At 67.6% G+C, this 19,706-nt stretch carries 14 protein-coding genes, 1 tRNA gene and 2 pseudogenes; 10 read left to right on the forward strand and 7 right to left on the reverse strand.

All coding sequences use genetic code 11. The features are described 5' to 3' along the window. Positions 1-127: 127 nt before the first annotated feature. The 3 genes from WB461_RS04210 to WB461_RS04220 all read right to left on the reverse strand — a co-directional run bounded on the left by WB461_RS04210 (position 128) and on the right by WB461_RS04220 (position 3,839). Complete coding sequence (locus WB461_RS04210; RefSeq protein WP_423851467.1) at positions 128-1,264, reverse strand: acyl-CoA dehydrogenase family protein; 1,137 nt, start codon at positions 1,262-1,264, stop codon at positions 128-130. A gap of 1 nt (position 1,265) precedes the next feature. Continuing rightward, positions 1,266-2,444 (reverse strand): acyl-CoA dehydrogenase family protein, encoded by a 1,179-nt coding sequence (locus WB461_RS04215; protein WP_423851468.1) that lies wholly within the window; start codon positions 2,442-2,444, stop codon positions 1,266-1,268. Positions 2,445-2,507: 63 nt separating this feature from the next. After that, a complete protein-coding gene (locus WB461_RS04220; protein ID WP_423851469.1) occupies positions 2,508-3,839 on the reverse strand; it encodes a threonine/serine ThrE exporter family protein in 1,332 nt (443 codons plus the stop codon). Between the two features lie 44 nt (positions 3,840-3,883). Between WB461_RS04220 and WB461_RS04225 the strand changes: the two genes are divergently transcribed. The 10 genes and pseudogenes from WB461_RS04225 (at position 3,884) to WB461_RS04270 (ending at position 15,811) form a co-directional block, all read left to right on the forward strand. Continuing rightward, a complete protein-coding gene (locus WB461_RS04225; protein ID WP_423851470.1) occupies positions 3,884-4,870 on the forward strand; it encodes an alpha/beta hydrolase in 987 nt (328 codons plus the stop codon). Next, a pseudogene (locus WB461_RS04230) lies at positions 4,837-6,501 on the forward strand (DNA polymerase III subunit gamma and tau); the annotation flags it as partial. The gene WB461_RS04225 and the pseudogene WB461_RS04230, both read left to right, overlap by 34 nt. A 427-nt stretch (positions 6,502-6,928) precedes the next feature. After that, positions 6,929-8,773, forward strand: a pseudogene (locus tag WB461_RS04235) (aminodeoxychorismate synthase component I); the annotation flags it as partial. Between the two features lie 171 nt (positions 8,774-8,944). Further along, entirely contained in the window at positions 8,945-9,517 is a 573-nt protein-coding gene (locus WB461_RS04240; protein WP_423851489.1) for an anthranilate synthase component II, read from the forward strand. 56 nt (positions 9,518-9,573) lie between these two features. Further along, the gene (locus WB461_RS04245; protein ID WP_423851471.1) at positions 9,574-11,373 is read left to right on the forward strand and encodes an N-acyl-D-amino-acid deacylase family protein; all 1,800 of its coding nucleotides are present in this window, start codon (positions 9,574-9,576) and stop codon (positions 11,371-11,373) included. A 5-nt stretch (positions 11,374-11,378) separates the two neighbouring features. Further along, positions 11,379-12,002, forward strand: coding sequence for a TetR/AcrR family transcriptional regulator (locus tag WB461_RS04250; protein ID WP_423851472.1), 624 nt, complete (start codon positions 11,379-11,381; stop codon positions 12,000-12,002). Positions 12,003-12,021: 19 nt separating this feature from the next. Beyond that, entirely contained in the window at positions 12,022-12,636 is a 615-nt protein-coding gene (gene recR / locus WB461_RS04255) for a recombination mediator RecR (protein WP_423851473.1), read from the forward strand. A 64-nt stretch (positions 12,637-12,700) separates the two neighbouring features. After that, entirely contained in the window at positions 12,701-13,414 is a 714-nt protein-coding gene (locus WB461_RS04260; protein ID WP_423851474.1) for a flavodoxin family protein, read from the forward strand. A 70-nt stretch (positions 13,415-13,484) separates the two neighbouring features. Further along, positions 13,485-14,765 carry an aspartate kinase gene (locus WB461_RS04265; RefSeq protein ID WP_423851475.1) on the forward strand — a complete coding sequence of 427 codons (1,281 nt, stop codon included), beginning with the start codon at positions 13,485-13,487 and terminating at the stop codon, positions 14,763-14,765. Next, on the forward strand, positions 14,762-15,811 hold the full coding sequence (locus WB461_RS04270; RefSeq protein ID WP_423851476.1) for an aspartate-semialdehyde dehydrogenase: 1,050 nt from the start codon (positions 14,762-14,764) through the stop codon (positions 15,809-15,811). Before WB461_RS04265 ends, WB461_RS04270 begins: the two co-directional genes overlap by 4 nt. Positions 15,812-15,831: 20 nt before the next feature. Here WB461_RS04270 and WB461_RS04275 read toward each other — a convergent pair whose 3' ends face one another. From WB461_RS04275 to WB461_RS04290, 4 genes are all read right to left on the reverse strand, one after another. After that, positions 15,832-17,781 carry an acetoacetate--CoA ligase gene (locus WB461_RS04275; RefSeq protein WP_423851477.1) on the reverse strand — a complete coding sequence of 650 codons (1,950 nt, stop codon included), beginning with the start codon at positions 17,779-17,781 and terminating at the stop codon, positions 15,832-15,834. After that, a complete protein-coding gene (locus tag WB461_RS04280; protein WP_423851478.1) occupies positions 17,778-18,530 on the reverse strand; it encodes a hypothetical protein in 753 nt (250 codons plus the stop codon). The genes WB461_RS04275 and WB461_RS04280 overlap by 4 nt, the downstream gene beginning before the upstream one ends. Before the next feature lie 159 nt (positions 18,531-18,689). Continuing rightward, positions 18,690-18,766: transfer RNA gene (locus WB461_RS04285), tRNA-Pro, on the reverse strand. Positions 18,767-18,773: 7 nt separating this feature from the next. Further along, positions 18,774-19,679: a metallophosphoesterase gene (locus WB461_RS04290; protein ID WP_423851479.1), complete on the reverse strand. Its 906-nt coding sequence runs from the start codon at positions 19,677-19,679 to the stop codon at positions 18,774-18,776. Positions 19,680-19,706 lie beyond the last annotated feature (27 nt).

A 19,706-nucleotide genomic window follows, 5' to 3' on the forward strand; every position in this document is an offset into this window, starting at 1 on the left:
ACCAGGGCGGTGCCTCAGCCACGTATCAAGGGTCCGGATACGTGCGGCAGACACCAGGGCGGTGCCTCAGCCACGTATCAGGGGTCCCGATACGTGGCCAGGACACCGCCCTGGCGGGGGCTCTAGATCAGGGCAGCGGCTCGATGACGGTGTGGTCGTCGAGTGTCTCGACCAGACGGTTGAGGTGGTGACGACCGTCGCCCAGGGCGTGGTCGATCGCGGTGAGCCGGCTCATGTAGTGACCAACGCTGTACTCCGCGGTCATGCCGATGCCGCCATGCAGCTGGATCGCCTCCTGGCCGATGTGCCGGCCGGCCTTGCTGACCTGCAGCTTGGCCCGCGAGGCTGCCTCGGTGGCGTCGCCGCCGTCCAGCAGCACGAGCGTCGCCCACGTGACGGTGCTGCGGACCAGCTCGAGCGACACGTACATGTCCGCAGCACGGAAGGTCAGCGCCTGGAACGTCATCAGCGGGACGCCGAACTGCTTGCGCGTCTTGAGGTACTCCGTCGTGGTCCGCAGCGCGGTGTCCATGGCACCGATCGCCTCGTGGCCGTACGCAATCTGGGCCTCGGCAACGGTCGCCGCGATGACCGCCGACTGGTCGGCTCCGGCCTCGCCGAGCGGTGTCGCCGGGGTGCCCTCGAACGCGACATGGGCCGCGCGGCCGCCGTCGAACGTTCGATAGCCCGTACGTGTGAGGCCAGCAGCATCGGCCGGGACCACGAACAGTCCCGTCCCGCCGTCGATGGCGGCGCTGACGATCAGGACGTCGGCACGGGCGCCTCCCAGGACCGGCTCCTTCACGCCACTGAGAGTCCAGGAGTCGCCATCCCTGGCCGCAGTGACACCGACCGCGGTCTGGGAGTAGCGCGACCCCGGCTCGGTGTGGGCGAACGCCGGCACGAGGGTGCCCTCGGCAAGGGCGCCGAGGATCTCGGCGCGCTGCTCTGCGGTGCCTGCCGCGGCGACCAGACCACCGGCCAGCACGACGGCCTCGACGAACGGCTCGGGCGCGATGACGCGCCCGATCTCCTCGGCCACGATCGACACCTCGGCCGGTCCGGCGCCCATGCCGCCGTCCTCTTCGGCGAAGGGCAACCCGAGGACGCCCATCTCGGCGAGCCGTTGCCAGGTCTTCTCATCCCAGCCCGGATCCTGCTTGGTCGCCTCACGCCGAGTCTCGGAGGTGTCGTATGCCTTGGTCAGCAGCCCGCGAACTGCGTCGCGGAGCGCTTCCTGCTCGGAGTCCAGTTGGAAGTCCATGTCAGCCCCTCAGTCCCAGGATCGTGCCGGCGATGATCTGTCGTTGCACCTCGTTGGAACCGCCGTAGATCGACGCCTTCCGGTAGTTGAGGTAGTTGGGTGTGGCGACCCGCGCCCAGTCGGGCACGTCAGAGCCGTCGCCCGCACCTGACGCCAGCGACGCCGGTCCGGCGAGGTCGACGATGAGCTCGGTGACGGCCTGCTGCAGCTCGGTGCCGCGCAGCTTGAGCACCGAGGAGGCGGGGTGTGGCTTGCCGTCGGCCGAGTTGGCCACGACGCGCAGCGCGGTGAGCTCGAGCGCGAGAAGCTCATTCTCCAGATCCGTGATCTGGGCCGCGAGGAGTGGATCCTCCAGCAGGGAGGTGCCGCCGGGTCCGGCCGTCTTGGCGTACTCCTTGGCCTGCGAAAGCGTGCGTTTGGTCGAACCAACCGGCGCCACGCCGACCCGCTCGTTGCCGAGCAGGAACTTGGCGTAGTCCCAGCCCTTGTTCTCCTCGCCGACCAGGTTTTCGGCCGGTACGCGAACGTTGTCGAACCAGACCTCGTTGACCTCGTGGCCGCCGTCGATCAGCTCGATCGGTCGGACCTCGACGCCGGGCGACGTCATGTCGATCAGCAAGAAAGAGATGCCGGCCTGCTTCTTGACGTCTGGATCGGTACGGACCAGCGTGAAGATCCAGTCGCCGTGCTGACCCAGGGTCGTCCACGTCTTCTGGCCGTTCACGACGTACTCGTCGCCCTCCTTGACCGCGGTCGTCCGCAGCGAGGCGAGGTCCGATCCTGCGTCGGGCTCGGAGAATCCCTGCGACCACCAGATGTCGAGATTGGCGGTCTTGGCCAGAAAGCGTTCCTTGAGCTCCTGCGAACCGAACGCGGCGATGACAGGACCGACCATCGAATGGTTGAACGCCAGTGGCGGCGGGACGCACGCCAGCTGCATCTCTTCGTGCCAGATGTGCCGCTGCAGCGGTGTCCAGTCCTTTCCTCCCCACTCGACCGGCCAGTTCGGCGCCGCGATGCCAGCGGCGTTCATCACCTGGACCGACTCGACGATCTGCTCCTTGCTGAGCTCGCGGCGGGCGGCGACGGTGTCACGGATGTGCTGGGGGATCTGGGTCGTGAAGAAGTCGTGCATCTCCTCACGGAAGGCGGCGTCCTCGTCTGACAGTTGCAGTTTCATCTACGGCTCCTCGGCGATCGCGCCACGTGGCGCACGGCAAGTCTAATGTCCGGCAAACTGGGCCTATTCGGGGTCCAGCTTCTTCTTCCGCACCGCGCGAGCACGGAGCGGCCCGACCAGGCGTGGGCCGGCGAGACGCTGTTCGAGCCTACGTGCCTCTCGTCGCAGCGGCTGGGCGACGTACTCGCCGAGGATGACTCCCGCGGCGAGCGAGATGGCGATCGCGATGGCCGTGATCATCGCGAGAATCCCGGTGTAGTCGTCGTCCGCCAGCAGGGACAGGCCGCGATAGATCGACAGACCGGGGAGCAGAGGAACGATGCTCGCCACCACGATCACCAGAGGGGGGACGTGGAAACGCCCCGACACGGTGTAGCTGATGAAGCCGATGAAGATGGCGGCCACGGCCGCGGGCCAGGCCTTGCCGAGCTCCTGATCGGACAGCAGCAGGAACACTGCCGCGGCGATCCCGGCGATCAGCGCGATGGGCAGCAGGATTCGGGCCGGGGCGTAGGCCGCGAAGGCGAAAGCTGCCGCGCTGACGGCCGCGCCGGCAACCATGACCGGAAAACGGGCGAGCCCGGACGCGTCGGGGTCGAGCGCGATGTTGACTCCCAGCAGCCCGCCCACGGTCAGCCCCCCGCTGACGCCGACGATGACGCCGACCGTCGACATCATGACCTCGAGGATGCGAGCCCCGGCAGTGATGTAGAAACCGGTCAGGGCGTCCTGGATCGCACCGATGAATCCGAGCCCCGCGAGCAGCATCACGATGCTGGCGATGATGACGAGCGACGGGTTGACGTCGACGTTGACTGCCGCGACTCCCACCGCGAGGAGTGTCGCGAACAGGCCGCCGGCGACCTGGGCGTAGAAGAAGGGAAGTCGCAGTCGGGACAGGTAACGCTGGAGCACCTCGATGCCGATCGCTGCGATCCCGGCGATCAACGTGACTGTTGCGTCGCCGCCGATCAGCAGAGCGATACCGGACCCGATGACTCCCCAGCTGATCGACACCGCCCACCGCGGTGTTCGGTGACCAGTCGACGTGATCTGGGCGATCTGGGCGCGCGCCTCCTCGAGGTCGATCTCGTCGCTCAGCAGGGCTGTCACGAGATGATCGACTCGGGTCAGGTCGTCGAAGTCGGTCTCTCGGTGGGTCACGTGGCGGGTCAAGGAGTACGCGGGCTCGTCGAAGCTCGGTTGATAGCCCAGGGTCAGCGTGGTGAAGGTGACGTCCACAAGTGCCTGGCGCAACCCCAGGTGGTGGGTGATCGAGGACATCGTGGCGGTGACGTCGGCCGCGCCGGCACCGTTGGACAGCAGCATCTCGCCGACACGGAGGGCTAGATCGAGTGTCCGCTGGATTTCGCGTGTGTCGGTCACGCCTCCCATACTGTGGGACCCCGACGTCCGTCGCCAAACGAGGAGCACCCCACATGACCGACTGGATCCCCGACGAGCTGGGCGATGGGTATGAGCGACGCACCATCGCGCTGGGCACGGATCCCGATGGCGAGGGCGAGGTCGAGGCAACTCTGGTCCGGCGGACGCCGCGCGAGGCGCACGAAGCCGCCATGCTCTACGTTCACGGCTTCAGCGACTACTTCTTCCAGACCGAGCTCGCCGACTTCTCGGCTGAGCGGGGTTTTGCGTTCTATGCCCTGGATCTGCGCAAGTGCGGACGCTCGCGAAGGGAGGGCCAGACGGGACACTATGTGTCCGACCTGGCGCTCTACGACGCCGAGCTGTCCGAGGCGCTGCGAATCATCCGTGCGGAGACAGGTGACCAGCCTGTCGTCCTGTCGGCCCACTCGACCGGCGGACTGATCCTGCCGCTGTGGTTGGATCGCCTCAACCGGACGCCGGGTGGCACCCGGGGTGCAGGCATCGTGGGCCTGGTCCTCAACAGCCCATGGTTCGACCTGCAGGGCAGGGCCTGGATGCGCACTGTCGGCACCCGAATGATCGCCGCCGTGGCGCGGGTCCGACCCAAGTCATTCATCAAGCTGCCACCCACGGACGCCTACGGCACCAGCCTGCACGTCAGCGCGCACGGCGAGTGGGAGTTCGACACCGCCTTCAAGCCGCTCGAAGGCTTCCCGGTGACCTACGGCTGGCTGACCGCGATACGCCGGGGTCAGGCCGCGCTCCACCGAGGGCTGGACATCGGTGTTCCGTCGCTGGTCCTGCGCTCGAACCGGACCCGGTTCGCCTCGAAGTACACCCCGGAGGTCGACAATGCCGACGCGGTGCTCGACGTCAGGCAGATCGCCCGCTGGTCCGGCTGCCTCGGCGACCAGGTCACGGTGATGCCGATCGATGGCGCGCGTCACGACGTGTTCATCTCTCTGGACGAGCCCCGAAAGGCGGCGTATGCCGCGGTCGACTCCTGGCTGCGGGCCACCCGTCTGCTGAAGTCGTGACGTCGGCGACGGCCTCGTCAGCGTCGGACCCGGTCGATAGAGTTCACGTCGTGGACGCCCCCCTCGCGCTGTACCGCCGATACCGGCCCGAGACCTTTGCCGAGGTGATCGGTCAGGATCACGTGACCGAGCCCTTGCGGCATGCCCTGGCCGCGAACCGGATCAATCACGCCTATCTGTTCTCGGGACCGCGAGGCTGTGGCAAGACGACCAGCGCCCGGATCCTGGCCCGTGCACTCAACTGCGAGAAGGCGCCGATCGCCGATCCGTGTGGCGAGTGCCAGAGCTGTCGGGATCTGGCCCGCGGCGGACCGGGGAGCATCGACGTCATCGAGATCGACGCGGCCAGTCACGGCGGGGTCGACGATGCCCGAGACCTGCGCGAGCGAGCATTCTTCGCCCCGGTCAGCAGTCGCTACAAGGTCTACATCATCGACGAGGCCCACATGGTCTCCCCGCAGGGCTTCAACGCACTGCTCAAGCTCGTCGAGGAGCCGCCACCGCACCTGAGGTTCATCTTCGCGACCACCGAGCCCGACAAGGTCATCGGGACGATCCGGTCGCGCACCCACCACTACCCGTTCCGGCTCGTTCCCCCCAGGACGCTCGGCGACTACCTGCTGCAGCTCTGCGCCGCCGAGGACGTCAAGCTGGAGCCGACGGCTCTGCCCCTGGTGGTTCGTGCGGGTCAGGGTTCGGTGCGCGACAGTCTCAGTGTCCTCGATCAGCTGCTCGGTGGCGCGGGCCCGGACGGCGTCACCTACCCGCTGGCGGTCGCGCTGCTGGGCTACACGCCCGACTCGTTGCTCGACGAGGCGATCGACGCATTCGCCGCCGGTGACGGGTCGACTGTCTTCGGCGTGGTGGACAAGGTCATCGAGTCTGGTCAGGACCCGCGCCGCTTCGCCGAGGACTTCCTGCAACGACTGCGTGACCTGGTGATCGTCGCGGCAGTGCCGGACGCGCTCGACAAGGGACTGCTGGACGTGCCGGGTGATCGAGCCGACCGGCTGCTCAGCCAGGCCAGCGGATTCGGCCCGTCCGAGCTGACCCGTGCCGCCGACATCGTCAACGCCGCGTTGATGGAGTTTCGCGGGGCCACCGCCCCACGGCTGCTGCTCGAGCTGATGTGCGCGCGCATCCTGGTGCCGGGTTCGGACAACTCGACGCAAGGTTTCCAGGCGAGACTCGACCGGGTCGAGCGCCGGTTGTCGATGGACGGTGGAGCCGCACCGGCCCGCGTTGCCGAGTCGGTCCCGGACGAGGTGCCCGCTGAGCTGCCTGCGCCTGTCGTCGACGTACCGGTGGAGATCGAGGCGCCCTCCGCGGTCGTCGAGAGCTCGCCGTCCGAGGTCGAGCAGGTCGTCGCCCCGCCGGCGCAGCAGGGCTCGGTCTCCGCTCCGACGTCCGCCGCCGAACCTGAACCTGCTCCCGCCCCGGCGGCGCAGCCGGCTGCGGCGGGTCAGCTGACCATCGCCGACGTTCGCCGGCTGTGGCCGGAGGTGCTCGACAAGATCCGCGACCTGCGCCGCTTCGCCTGGGTCATGCTGAGCCAGAACGCGCAGGTCACCGGCCTGGACGGCTCGACGCTGACGATCGCCATGGTCAATGCCGGTGCTCGCGACTCGTTCATCAACAGCCGCTCGGAGGAGTACGTCCAACAGGCCCTCCACGCCGTGCTCGGCGTGACGTGGCGGATCGAGGCGATCGTCGATCCCGGCGCTCGTCCGGGTCCGTCCGGCAGTTCAGAGCCGACTTCGGTCGACCCGAGTCCTGCAGCGGCCGAGTCCCGCAAGGGTGTCGGTGCGCCGGAGTCGGTCCGGGAGGCTCTGCGCGATTCCACGGCGCCGGAGCCGCGCGAGGACCCCGACGCCTCGGCCGACCGCGATGACCCCGTGGTCGACAACGAGGCCATCGACCCCGAGCTGCTGCTGCTGAGAGAGCTGGGAGCAGAAGTCATTGACGAGACCCGCCACGACTGAGACGGGTGTCCGCACCCGTCTCGACATCGACCTCGATTCGCTCGATGTCCTACGTCTGTTCCGCGGCCGCGACCGGTTGGTCGCGCTGCTGGGTGCGTGGCACCACGGCGAGGCGCTGATCGCGTTCGATCCGATCGCGGTCCTGCAGGACGATCCGTTCGAGGGAATTGATGCCGCGCCACCATCGGTGTCGGCCGGTGCCGATCTCGGCGGCTTCGGCGGCGGCTGGATCGGCGCCTGGGGATATCAGCTGGGGCGTCTCGTCGAGCGGCTTCCCGCCACGCCACTGCGTCCCGTCCCGCAGCCGGATCACCGCATCGCGTTCTACGACCACGTGTTGCGGCTGACCGACGGCACGTGGTGGCTCGAGTCGTTGCGAGCTGATCCGGACCGGGACGCAGCGATCGTGAGGACGCTGGGTGGAGCTCGGTCGGCTCCCCGGCCCCACTCCGTCGGCGCCTTCTCGATGACCCCCTCCCCGCGGGCACATCAGGCTGCGCTCGCCACGGTCCTCGACCACATCACGGCCGGCGACATCTTCCAGGCCAACCTGTGCGTGCGGCTGGAGGCGCCACTGGACGGCGATCCGCTGGACGTGTTCTGCGCCGGAGTCGAACGACTGCACCCGGCCTACGCGGCCTTCGTGTCGAGTCCTGAGGGTGCGCTCGCCAGCCTGTCGCCCGAGCTGTTCCTGCGACGCACCGGAGACGAAGTGCTCAGCTCTCCGATCAAGGGCACCGCAGCACTCGACACCGATCCCGACGAGCTCGCTGCCTCGGCCAAGAATCGGGCCGAGAACATCATGATCGTCGACCTGATGCGCAACGACCTCGGCCGCGTCTGCGTACCGGGGTCCGTGCGGGTGCCGGCCCTGACCCGTTCCGAACGACATTCCGTGTGGCACCTGGTGTCGGACGTCGTGGGCCATCTTGCGCACGGAGTTCGTGATTCGGAGCTGCTGCGGGCGACCTTTCCGCCCGGCTCGGTGACCGGAGCGCCCAAGGTGCGAGCTATGGAGATCATCAACACGCTGGAGCCGACCGGCCGCGAGGCCTACACGGGGGCGATCGGCCACGTGAGTCCTGCCGCGGGGCTCGAGCTCAACGTCGCCATTCGCACCTTCGAGATGTCCGGCGACCGCATCTGGCTGGGCGTGGGCGGCGGCGTGGTCGCCGACTCGACCCCGGACGGCGAGTACGCCGAATGCCTGGTCAAGGCCCGCCCCTTGATCGAGGCGATCGGCGGCACGCTCGCGCTCACCGCTGTGACGCCCGGCGTCGACGAGCCGTGGGCCCCCGCGGCGCCCGTGCGAATGGCAACTGTCGACGAATCAGCGGGTATCTACGACACATTGCTGGTCGTCGACGGGCGCATCGTCGACCTGGATGCCCACCTCGCCCGGCTCGACGCGAGTGTCCGCTCGGTCTACGGCACGACGATCCGTGCCGGACTCGACGACGCGGTGGAACGACGGGTGGCGGGCCTGGCCGGTCGGCAGCGTCTGCGCATCGATGCCGTGCCGGACGGCCAGGGTGTCGTCGTGACGATGACCGCGCGGGCCATCGATGACGACGTCGCCGGATGGACCCTGGTGCCCCGGACGATCGACGGTGGAATCGGGCAGCACAAGTGGGCCGACCGTCGAGCGCTGGCCACCGATGTGGGGGCTGACCGGGATCTGCTGGTCCTGGCCGAGGATGGATCGATGCTCGAGACCGCCCGGGCCAGCATCTTCGTGGTGCAGGACGATGGTGTCCACACCCCGCCGCTGGACGGTCGCATCCTGCCCGGGACCGCCCGGGCCCGGGTCATCGAGCTGCTTCGCGATGCGGGAGTGCCGGTGTTCCAGCGGCGTCTCACGGTGGCGGACCTGTCCACAGCGACGGAGGTCTTCGCGACCAACTCGCTGCGGGGAGTCGTCCCGGTCCGCGCCTGCCGCGATGTCGGGAGCTGGCCGGAGGGACGCACGACCGGGTGGCTTCGCGATGAACTCAAGCGTTTCTGGTTCACCCCCGATGGCGCCGGCTCGGCGGCCGGACCCGGCAGAGGTCGGCCGACGAGCTCGACCACGCCCGCTGTCTCGCAGGCGACGGTGCTGTTCATCGACAACTACGACTCGTTCGTCTACAACCTGGTCCAGTACGTCGGCGAGCTGGGCGCGCGCGCCGACGTCGTCCGCAACGACGCAGTGACGGTCGACGAGCTCGTCGCGATGCGTGAGCGCGGCGCGTTCACCCACCTGGTGGTCTCGCCGGGGCCCGGCATCCCGACCGACGCCGGAATCAGTATCGAGGCGATCCGGCGGCTTGGCCCCACGACTCCCACGCTCGGAGTGTGCCTGGGCCACCAGGCGATCGGCGAGGTCTACGGCGCGACTGTGGTGCGCGCCGACGAGGTGGTTCACGGCAAGCCCTCGCTGGTTCACCACGACGGTCACGGCGTCTACTCGGACCTGCCGAGTCCGCTGGTGTGCGCGCGCTATCACTCCCTGGTGATCGATCCGCACACGCTGCCGGACGAGCTGGAGGTCACCGCGCGCACCGCCTCCGGTGTGGTGATGGGTGTTCGCCATCGAACTCACCCTGTCGAGGGAGTCCAGATGCATCCCGAATCGATCCTGACGTCCCGGGGGCACGACATGCTGCAGACCTTCCTCGCGCACTAGACATAGCGAGTACCCACTCGCTATGTTGTGTGCTCACATCACCCGAGGCGGTACACGTGAACGATCTCGATCTGGTCATTTCCGGTGGCACCTACTTCGACGGCAGCGGCGCGCCGGGGATCGAGACGAATGTCGGTATCCGCGACGGACGGATCGCTGCGCTCAGTGCGAATCCCTTGCCGGTCAGCCCCGCGACGCGAGTCGTTGACGCCACCGGTCAGTGGGTCATGCCCGGCTTCGTCGACACTCACACGCACTACGACGCGGAGCTGCAAGTGGCGCCCGGCCTCAACGAGTCAGTCCGGCACGGTGTCACCACGGTGCTGGTCGGCAACTGCTCGCTCTCCACGATCTACTCGACGCCCCTGGACATCGCCGACCTGTTCAGCCGCGTCGAAGCACTGCCGCGACCACACGTTCTCGCCGCGCTCGAGGAGGCCAAGAACTGGTCGACGCCGCAGGGCTGGGTCGATGCGCTCGAGCAGCTGCCACTGGGACCACATGTCGCCTCCTTCCTCGGGCACTCCGACACGCGGGCCAGCGTCATGGGGATCGGTCGCTCGACCGATCCCGATCAGAAGGCCACCAAGGGCGAGCAAGCCGAGATCGAACGCCGGTTGGAGGAGGCCCTGGATGCCGGTTTTCTCGGCATCTCCACCATGACGAATCCGTGGGACAAGCTCGACGGCGATCGTTATCGTTCCCGGTCACTGCCGTCCACCTACTCGAGCTGGAAGGAGTTCCGCGGGCTCAGCCGGGTCCTGCGCCGCCGCGGACGAGTCCTGCAGGGGGTCCCGAACCTCAACAAGAAGTACGACATCGGCTTCTACCTCGCCACGGCGACGGGGTTGTTCCGCAAGCCGCTGAAGGTGTCGCTGCTTGCCGCCGCCGACACCAAGGCGGAGCCGTGGGTGCAGCGCATCTTCGCTCCACTGGCGTTCATCGCCAACCGGCTGGGTCGTGGGCAGTTCACCTGGCAGCACCTGCCGACGACGTTTCGGGTGTGGGCCGACGGCATCGACCTGGTGGTCTTCGAGGAGTTCGGTTCGGGCCGGGAGGCGCTCCACCTCCGCGAGGAGATGGGTCGCAACGAGCTGCTGAGCGACGAGGCATACCGGCGCTGGTTCCGGCGCGACTTCGACAAGCGGTTCTCGCCCCGAGTCTGGCACCGCGACTTCGACGATGCCGAGATCACCGAGTGCCCCGACGCCTCGCTGGTCGGCATGATGATCGGGCAGGTCGCCCGTGATCGGGACCTGCACCCAGTCGACTGCTATCTCGACCTCGTCGTCGAGTACGGCACCGCACTGCGCTGGAAGACCAACATCGCCAATACCAGGCCGGAGATCCAGGACAAGCTGATCAATCGCTTCGGCATCACGATCGGCTTCTCGGACGCCGGCGCGCACCTGCGCAACATGGCGTTCTACAACTTCGGCATCCGGCTGCTCAACCGCGTGCACCAGGCACAGTCGACAGCCAAGCCGTTCATGAGCGTCGAGAAGGCGATCTTCAAGCTGACCGGCGAGCTCGGAGACTTCTACGGCATCGATGCAGGGCGCATCGCGGTCGGCGACCGGGCCGACATCGTCGTGGTCGATCCGGCCGGGCTCAGCGACGCAGTCGACGACTACCACGAGGCGCTGATGCCGGAGTTCGGCAACATGAGCCGCATGGTCAATCGCAACGACGCTGCTGTCGCGGCCACGATCGTGACCGGGGAGGTCGTCTTCGAGCGGGGCGTCTTCGTCGAGGGCTACGGCCGGACACTGGGCACGGGCCGCTTCCTGCGCGCGGGCGAGGACCGGGGCACGGTCGCTCCGGTCCGCCGACTCGGGCTCGAGGCGGCGCAGTAGCCGTCGTGGCCCCCCGACGTACGCAGGCCGAGCGACGGGAGGCGACGATCGCCGCGCTGGTCGACGCCGCGGTCGGGTCGTTGGCAGAGCTCGGCTACGCGCGGACGTCCACGATCGAGATCGCCCGCCGCGCAGGCATCTCCCAGGGTGGGCTGTTCCGGCATTTCGAGTCCCGTCTGGACGTGATCCTGGCAGCCGCCGACGAGGTGCGGGCCCGGCAGTTCGTCGAGTTCCGGCAGGGGTTGGCTTCGCTCGAGGAGTTCAGCGTCGCGGCCTGCCTGCACCTCCTTCGCCGCGCAACCCGGGATCCGATGAATGCCGCGTGGTACGAGCTGCTGGTCGCCGCCCGCACGGATCCTGATCTGCGGGAGCGGCTGACCCCGCTGGCCGAGCGGTATCACCGGGAGATCGTCGGGATCGGACACGCCCTGCCGATCGCGAAGTCGATGCCGGCCGAGGAGCTCGACACCATCATTCTCGGGATCGTGCACATGCTCGATGGTGAGGCGATCACCTCGACCGTCCTGGCCCACCCTGAACACGAGGACCTCCGGGTCGAGCAGCTCGTGCGCATCCTGGCTGGACAGCAGCTGTTCGACAGCGGGTCGACGGGGCCGTCCCACCGCTGACGGCATACCCTGAGCACCTATGTATGACGGGGTAATCCAAGATCTGATCGATGAGCTAGGGCAGCTGCCCGGCATCGGTCCCAAGAGTGCGCAGCGCATCGCATTCCACCTGCTCGACGCCGACCCCGAGGACGTTCGCCGATTCGCCGCGACGCTTTTGGAGGTCAAGGCCAAGGTGCACTTCTGCTCGATCTGCGGCAACGTCACGGTCGACACAGAATGCAGGGTCTGCGCGGACCCGCGCCGAGATCTTGCCGTGATCTGTGTCGTCGAGGAGTCCAAGGACGTCGTCGCGATCGAGCGCACCCGCGAGTTCCGCGGCAGGTACCACGTGCTGGGCGGCGCAATCTCGCCGATCGCCGGCATCGGACCCGATCAGCTGCGCATCAAGGAGCTGCTCCAGCGGCTCCAGGACGGCGTCGTCACCGAGGTCATCATCGCGACCGATCCCAACCTCGAGGGTGAGGCGACCGCGACGTACCTGATCCGGATGCTGACGCCGCTCGGACTGCGGGTCAGCAAGCTGGCCAGCGGACTGCCGGTCGGCGGCGACCTGGAGTACGCCGACGAGCTGACCCTGGGCCGGGCGTTCGAGGGACGGACGACGATCGGCCACACCGTCACCCGGGCCTGAGCAACCACCGAACGTCAGGTCGTCTCGGTTGCCAGCGGCGCGGGGCGGGGGCAGACTCACAGTCATGATCGATGCTCCTGACTTCTCCGGCCTCGGCGCCGTGTTCATCAACGCGACGCTCAAGAAATCGCCCGAGCCCAGCAACACCGACGGGCTGGTGACGATGAGCGCCGACATCATGCGCCGCCACGGAGTGACGGTCACCGAGATCCGCGCGATCGACCATCCGATCGCCAGCGGGGTGTACCCCGACATGACCGAGCACGGCTGGGAGGTCGATGCTTGGCCTGAGATCTTCGAACAGGTCATGGCGGCCGAGATCCTGGTGCTTGCCGGGCCGATCTGGCTCGGAGACAACAGCAGCATCATGAAGCAGGTCATCGAGAGGTTGTACTCCGCCTCGGGCATGCTCAACTCCGATGGACAGTATGCGTTCTACGGCAAGGTCGGTGGCTGCCTGATCACCGGCAACGAGGACGGAATCAAGCACTGCGCCATGAACGTCCTGTACTCGATGCAGCACGTGGGCTACACGATCCCGCCGCAGGCCGACGCGGGCTGGATCGGGGAGGCCGGACCCGGCCCGTCCTACCTCGACCCCGGATCGGGTGGACCCGAGAACGACTTCACCAACCGCAACACGTCGTTCATGACCTACAACTTGATGCATCTGGCGAAGCTGTTGCGTGACGCGGGAGGGGTCCCGGCGTTCGGCAACCAGCGCACGGTGTGGGATTCCGGAGTGCACGAGTTACAAGCCAATCCGGAGTATCGCTAGACTTGATCCCGCGCAGCGTCGCGCATCCGTACATCACCACCAGGTAGTGCCAAGCAAGAGGAATGGGCCTGTGGGCATTGTCGTCCAGAAGTACGGCGGCTCCTCGGTTGCCGACGCAACCAGCATCAAGAGGGTCGCCCAGCGCATCGTCGCGACCAAGAAGGCTGGTCACGACGTCGTTGTCGTCGTGTCTGCCATGGGCGACACGACCGATGAGCTGATCGATCTGGCCAACCAGGTCTCGCCGCTTCCTCCGGGCCGCGAGCTCGACATGCTGCTGACCGCTGGTGAACGAATCAGCATGGCCGTGCTCGCGATGGCGATCGGCACGCTGGGCCAGGAGGCGCGCTCGTTCACCGGGTCGCAGGCTGGCGTCATCACCGACTCCGAGCACGGCCGCGCCAAGATCATCGATGTCACGCCAAGCCGAATCGAGGCCGCGCTCGCGGACGGCGCCGTCGCGATCGTCGCCGGGTTCCAAGGTGTCTCCCAGACGACCAAGGACATCACGACGCTGGGTCGGGGTGGCTCCGACACGACTGCCGTCGCGCTGGCCGCCGCCCTGCACGCGGATGTCTGCGAGATCTACACCGATGTGGACGGGATCTTCACCGCCGATCCACGGATCGTCAGCAACGCCCGTCAGATTCCACGCATCTCCTACGAGGAGATGCTCGAGATGGCGGCCAGCGGTGCGAAGATCCTGCACCTGCGGTGCGTCGAGTACGCCCGTCGCAACGACATGCCGATCCACGTGCGCTCATCATTCTCCGACAAGACCGGCACCTGGGTCGTCAGGACCGAGGACGTCATCCACGAAGGAGCTCCCATGGAGCAAGCCATCATCTCCGGCGTTGCGCACGATCGCAGCGAGTCCAAGATCACCGTCGTCGGGGTGCCCGACAAGGTCGGTGAGGCCGCGACGATCCTGCAGGCGTTGGCTGACGCCCAGATCAACATCGACATGGTCGTGCAGAACGTCTCGGCCGCAGCGACGAACCTGACCGACATCTCGTTCACCCTCCCGCGCGCCGACGGGCAGACCGCCATGACCGCCCTGGCGCGGCTCAAGGACACCGTCGGCTTCGAACGGCTGCAGTATGACGACAGCGTCGGCAAGGTCTCGATCGTGGGCGCCGGCATGCGTTCCTCGCCGGGCATCACCGCTCGCTTCTTCCGCTCGTTGGCCGACGCGGGGGTCAACATCGAGATGATCTCGACGTCGGAGATCCGGATCTCGGTCGTGGTGACGGAGAACCAGGTCGACGCCGCCGTCAATGCGGCTCACGCGGCATTCGACCTCGGTACCGACGAGGTCGAGGCCGTGGTCTACGGGGGAACCGGACGATGACGTCACAGGGGCCCCGGGGCGGCGCCCGTATCGGCATCGTCGGTGCGACCGGTCAGGTCGGCGTCGCGATGCGCAGCATTCTTGCCGAACGCGACTTCCCGGCCGACGAGGTGCGTTTCTTCGCCTCTGCTCGATCTGCCGGGAAGGTCCTGCCGTACCGCGGTCGGGAGATCGTGGTGGAGGACGCCGAGACCGCGGATCCGGCCGGGCTCGACATTGCGCTGTTCTCCGCCGGAGCGACGACCTCCCGAGCGCACGTTCCGCGATTTGCAGCGGCCGGCGCGATGGTCATCGACAACTCCTCGGCATTCCGCAAGGACCCCGAGATCCCGTTGATCGTCAGCGAGGTCAACCCCGAGGACATTGCGCTCGCGACGCAGAACATCATCGCCAATCCGAACTGCACGACGATGGCGGCGATGCCGGTGCTCAAGCCGTTGCATGACGAGGCTGGCCTCGTGCGTCTCGTGGTCAGCAGCTACCAGGCGGTGTCCGGTTCGGGTATTGCGGGCGTTGGTGAGCTTCACGGACAGGCGCTGGCGGTGGCCGAGAAGGCCGATGAGCTGGCATACGACGGATCCGCGGTGACCTTCCCGTCGCCCAAGGTCTACGTCGCGCCGATCGCCTTCAACGTGCTGCCGATGGCTGGCTCGGTCGTCGACGATGGCTCGTTCGAGACGGACGAGGAGCAGAAGCTGCGCAACGAGAGCCGCAAGATCCTGCATCTGCCCGGCCTGCGGGTCGCCGGCACATGTGTTCGCGTGCCGGTCTTCACCGGGCACTCGCTGTCGATCAATGCCGAGTTCTCGGCCGATCTCCCGGTCGAGCGGGCGATAGAGATCCTGTCGTCGGCCGCCGGGGTCCGACTGGTTGACGTGCCGACGCCACTGCAGGCAGCCGGGACGGACCCGAGTCTGGTCGGCCGCATCCGGCAGGATCGGAGCGTCGAGGGCAACCGTGGCCTGGTCCTGTTCGTCAGCGGTGACAACCTGCGCAAGGGCGCAGCCCTCAACACGGTGCAGATTGCCGAGCTGCTGCTGCCATAGCTCGATGCGCTTCTTGGCGCTCAGGGACCGACGAAGATGTCACGATTCGTGACGAAGACGTCGAGTGCGGTGGGATCGGCCAGCGCACCCTTGGCCGCTGCATCCTGGATCGAGACGCCCTGCAGGATCTTCTTGACCGGCACCTCGAGCTTCTTTCCCGACAGCGTCCGTGGGAGGAGCGCCACTGGATGGATCGCATCGGGCACGTGGCGGGGCGAGAGCTGTGACCGCAGTGCCGCCGAGATCGTTCGGGTGAGCGAGTCGTCGAGGACCGCGCCCTCGGCCAGCACCACGAACAGCAGGAGCTGGCCGGCGCCATCGTGCGGGTCCTCCAGGTGGACGACGAGACTGTCCAGGACCTGCGGCAGTGCCTCGACGACGGCGTAGAACTCTGCCGTCCCGAGACGCACCCCGCCGCGGTTCAGCGTCGCGTCGCTACGCCCGGTGATGGTGCAGGAGCCGCGATCGGTGATGGTGATCCAGTCGCCGTGGCGCCAGACCCCGGGGATGTCCTCGAAGTACGCGGCTCGGTATCGAGCGCCGTCGTCGTCACCCCAGAAGCCGACCGGCATCGACGGCATGGGCCTGGTGATGACGAGCTCGCCCAGAGAGCCGATGATCGGATGGTGCTGGTCGTCGTATGCCTCGACCGAGGCTCCCAGCATGCGGCACGAGATCTCACCGGCGTACACGGGCACGGTTGGCGCAGCTCCGACGAACCCCGAGCACACGTCCGTGCCGCCAGAGATCGATGCGAGCTGTGCCGTCGCACTGACCGAGTCGTAGACCCACCGAAAGCCTTCGGCGGGCAGCGGAGCGCCGGTCGAGCCGACACCACGCAGCCGCGAGAGATCGGCGAGATCGCGGGGCACGAGCCCCTCCTTGCGACACTGCAACAAGAACGGTGCGCTGGTCCCGAAGTAGGTGACGCCGAGCCGCTCGGCGAGTCGCCACAGCATGCTGGTGTCGGGGTGGGCCGGGTTGCCGTCGAACATCACGATCGTGGAGCCCACCGCCAGGCCCGAGATCAGCAGGTTCCACATCATCCAGCCCGTGGTGGAGAACCAGAAGAAGCGGTCGGCGGGTCCTAGATCGTGATGCAGCGCGAGCGACTTGACGTGCTCGATCGTGATGCCACCGTGACCATGCACGATGGGCTTGGGCAACCCCGTGGTGCCGGAGGAGAACAGCACGTACAGCGGTGCAGAGAATGGCAGGCGGACGAACTCGAGCGGTGCCACCTCCGCTGTGAGGTCGGACCAGGTGACGGCGCCTCCCGGCGCAATCGCCTCGGGGTCGAGGTAGGGCAGCCAGACAACCGTCTCGAGGCTCGGAAGGCTCGACACGATCGCCTCGACCTCGGCGCGGCGATCGATGTGCTTGGCGCCGTAGCGGTAGCCGTCGACTGCGAGCAGCAACGTGGGCTCGATCTGCTGCCACCGGTCGACGACGCTCTGGGTGCCGAATTCTGGCGCGCACGAGGAGAACACGGCGCCCAGGCTCGCTGCGGCGAGCAGCAGGACGAGCGTCTCGGGGATGTTGGGGGAGTAGGCGGCGACGCGATCGCCCTCGGCGACACCGGCACGGACCAGACCCGCGCGGGCCCGGGCGACCTGCTCCCGCAGCTCTCGAGCGGTCAGACGTACGTCGTCACGGCTCTGCGAGGCGGCGATCACCACGACGTCGTCGTCGGCGCGGCCCGGCATCCGCAGCATGACCTCGGCGTAGTTGAGCCGCACGTCGGGGAACCACACGGCCCCGGGCATCGAGTCGTCGGCCAGGGCCTGGGTGGGGTCGCCATCGGCCGGTAGGTCGAACGCCGTCCAGACGGCTCGCCAGAACTCGTTCGGCTCCGCGACCGACCAACGCCAGAGCGACTCGTAGTCGTCGTCCCCGCGATCCAGATCGGCGGCGAACTGCTCGAGTCGCGAGCTCCCGTCCAGCGGTGGGCTCCAGAGGGTGTCCGTCACTCGGGCAGTGTAGGACTGCTCTCCGCAAGGGCCATGAGCCAGTGCGCGAGGCTGTAGGTCAGTGCGCCGAGTGTCGGCACGAGGAGCAGGGCCCATCCGGTCTCGGCCAGTCCGAGGAAGGCGACGAGGATCGCGACGATCGTCAGGACCACGCCGAGGAAGCTGATCAGTCCGGCCTGGGCCGTTCCGAACGCCGAGAGCAGCAGGTCGCCGATGAAGAAGGCGATGAAGGCAACTATGACGAAGGTGAGCGAGCCCCATCTGCCGCCGCCGGAGGCGACGCCGCGCACTTGCGTGAACATCTCCAGCGCAGCCAGACCGAGTCCGACCGAAACCAGCCCGACGACAGCACCGGTGATGGGTGCAGCGAGACGGGGGTCGATGTGTGGGATGCGCCAGGCTACGACCCTGCGAGTCCGGTCAGCGAGGAAGGCGCCGGTGGAGCGGCCGGCCGATCCGGTCCTGCCTGCCACGTCAGAGGCGGCAGCAGAGGCTCGCGACGAAACAGCCCGGGTGGCAGCGCTGACCTTCGCGGCGACCTGCGGGCGAGGACGAGGCGTCTTGCTGGCTCCACTGCGTGCGGTGGATGCTGCGCCGGGGCGGGTTGCGACCTTGGCCTGAGGCCTGGTCGAGACGGGACGGCCGTAGCGGACAGTCTGCGGAGGCGGTGTGCTGCCGGGCCGCGTGACGGTCTTCTTGACGACACGTTTGACCACCTTCCGGGGTGGCTGCTGCGGATCGTCGACCATGCATCGAGTCTTCCACAGGGGGTGTCACACCGCCGTGGATGCCGGGTTTCGATCCGATTGCAACGCCTGCCGCGTCGACCGGGTGTTCGACCTCGGAATCACGAAGTCCCGAACCTACTTCCGCAGGTTCGGGACTTGCTTATCTCTTGCGAGATCACATGGTCGGGCTGACAGGATTTGAACCTGCGGCCTCGTCGTCCCGAACGACGCGCGCTACCAAGCTGCGCCACAGCCCGACGCCCCCTACGCGAGGGAACCCGGAGAGTCTATCTCAGTCAGGGTGAGCAGGGTCGCCTCGGGGCGGCAGGCAAAACGCACCGGCGCGAACGGTGACGTCCCGAGCCCCGCTGAGACATGCAGCCACGACGGGTCGTGCCCCTCGACCCGATGCTGATGGAGGCCGCGTGCGCGCGCTCGATCCAGGTCGCAGTTGGTCACCAGTGCTCCGTAGTACGGCAGGCGCAGCTGGCCGCCGTGTGTGTGACCGGCCATGATGAGCGGATATCCGAGCGAGTTCCAGCGGTCCAGCACCCGCAGGTACGGAGCGTGGGCAACGCCGATCGCGAGGTCGGCCTCGGGATCGGCGACGACCTCGTCGAGCACGTCGAAATTTAGGTGCGGGTCGTCGACTCCCACGAACGCCAGCCGCCGCCCCTTGACCACGAAGGACGCATGACGATTGGTCAGATCGGTCCAGCCGCGCTGCTCAAAGGCGTGACGAAGCTCGTTGAACGGTAGATCGCGGGTGCGCTCGCTGCCGCCACCTGTCCCGCCGCGCAGGTAGTTGACGGGATTCTTCGGAGCGGGCGAGAAGTAGTCGTTGGAACCGAAGACGAACGCACCGGGGACGTCCAGCAGGCCGCCGTAGGCCGCCAGGACGGACGGCACCGCGTCCAGGTGGGCCAAATTGTCACCGGTGTTGATGATGAGGTCCGGCTCGAGCTCGGCCAGGCCGCGCAGCCACTGCTGCTTCGTGAACTGGCCCGGAGTCATGTGGGTGTCGGACAGGTGAAGGACCTTGAGAGGCTGCGAGCCGGGTGCCAGCACCGGTACCGTCACACGGCGGAGCGTGAAGGCACGAACTTCATAGACCGAGGCGTACACCAGCCCCGCAGCGGCGGCCGCGATCGGCCAGAGCAAAGAACGCACGGGGCCAGCCTGTCACAGCCGTGGTGG

It is taken from the genome of Aeromicrobium sp. (genome assembly GCF_049587115.1).
Classification (GTDB): domain Bacteria; phylum Actinomycetota; class Actinomycetes; order Propionibacteriales; family Nocardioidaceae; genus Aeromicrobium.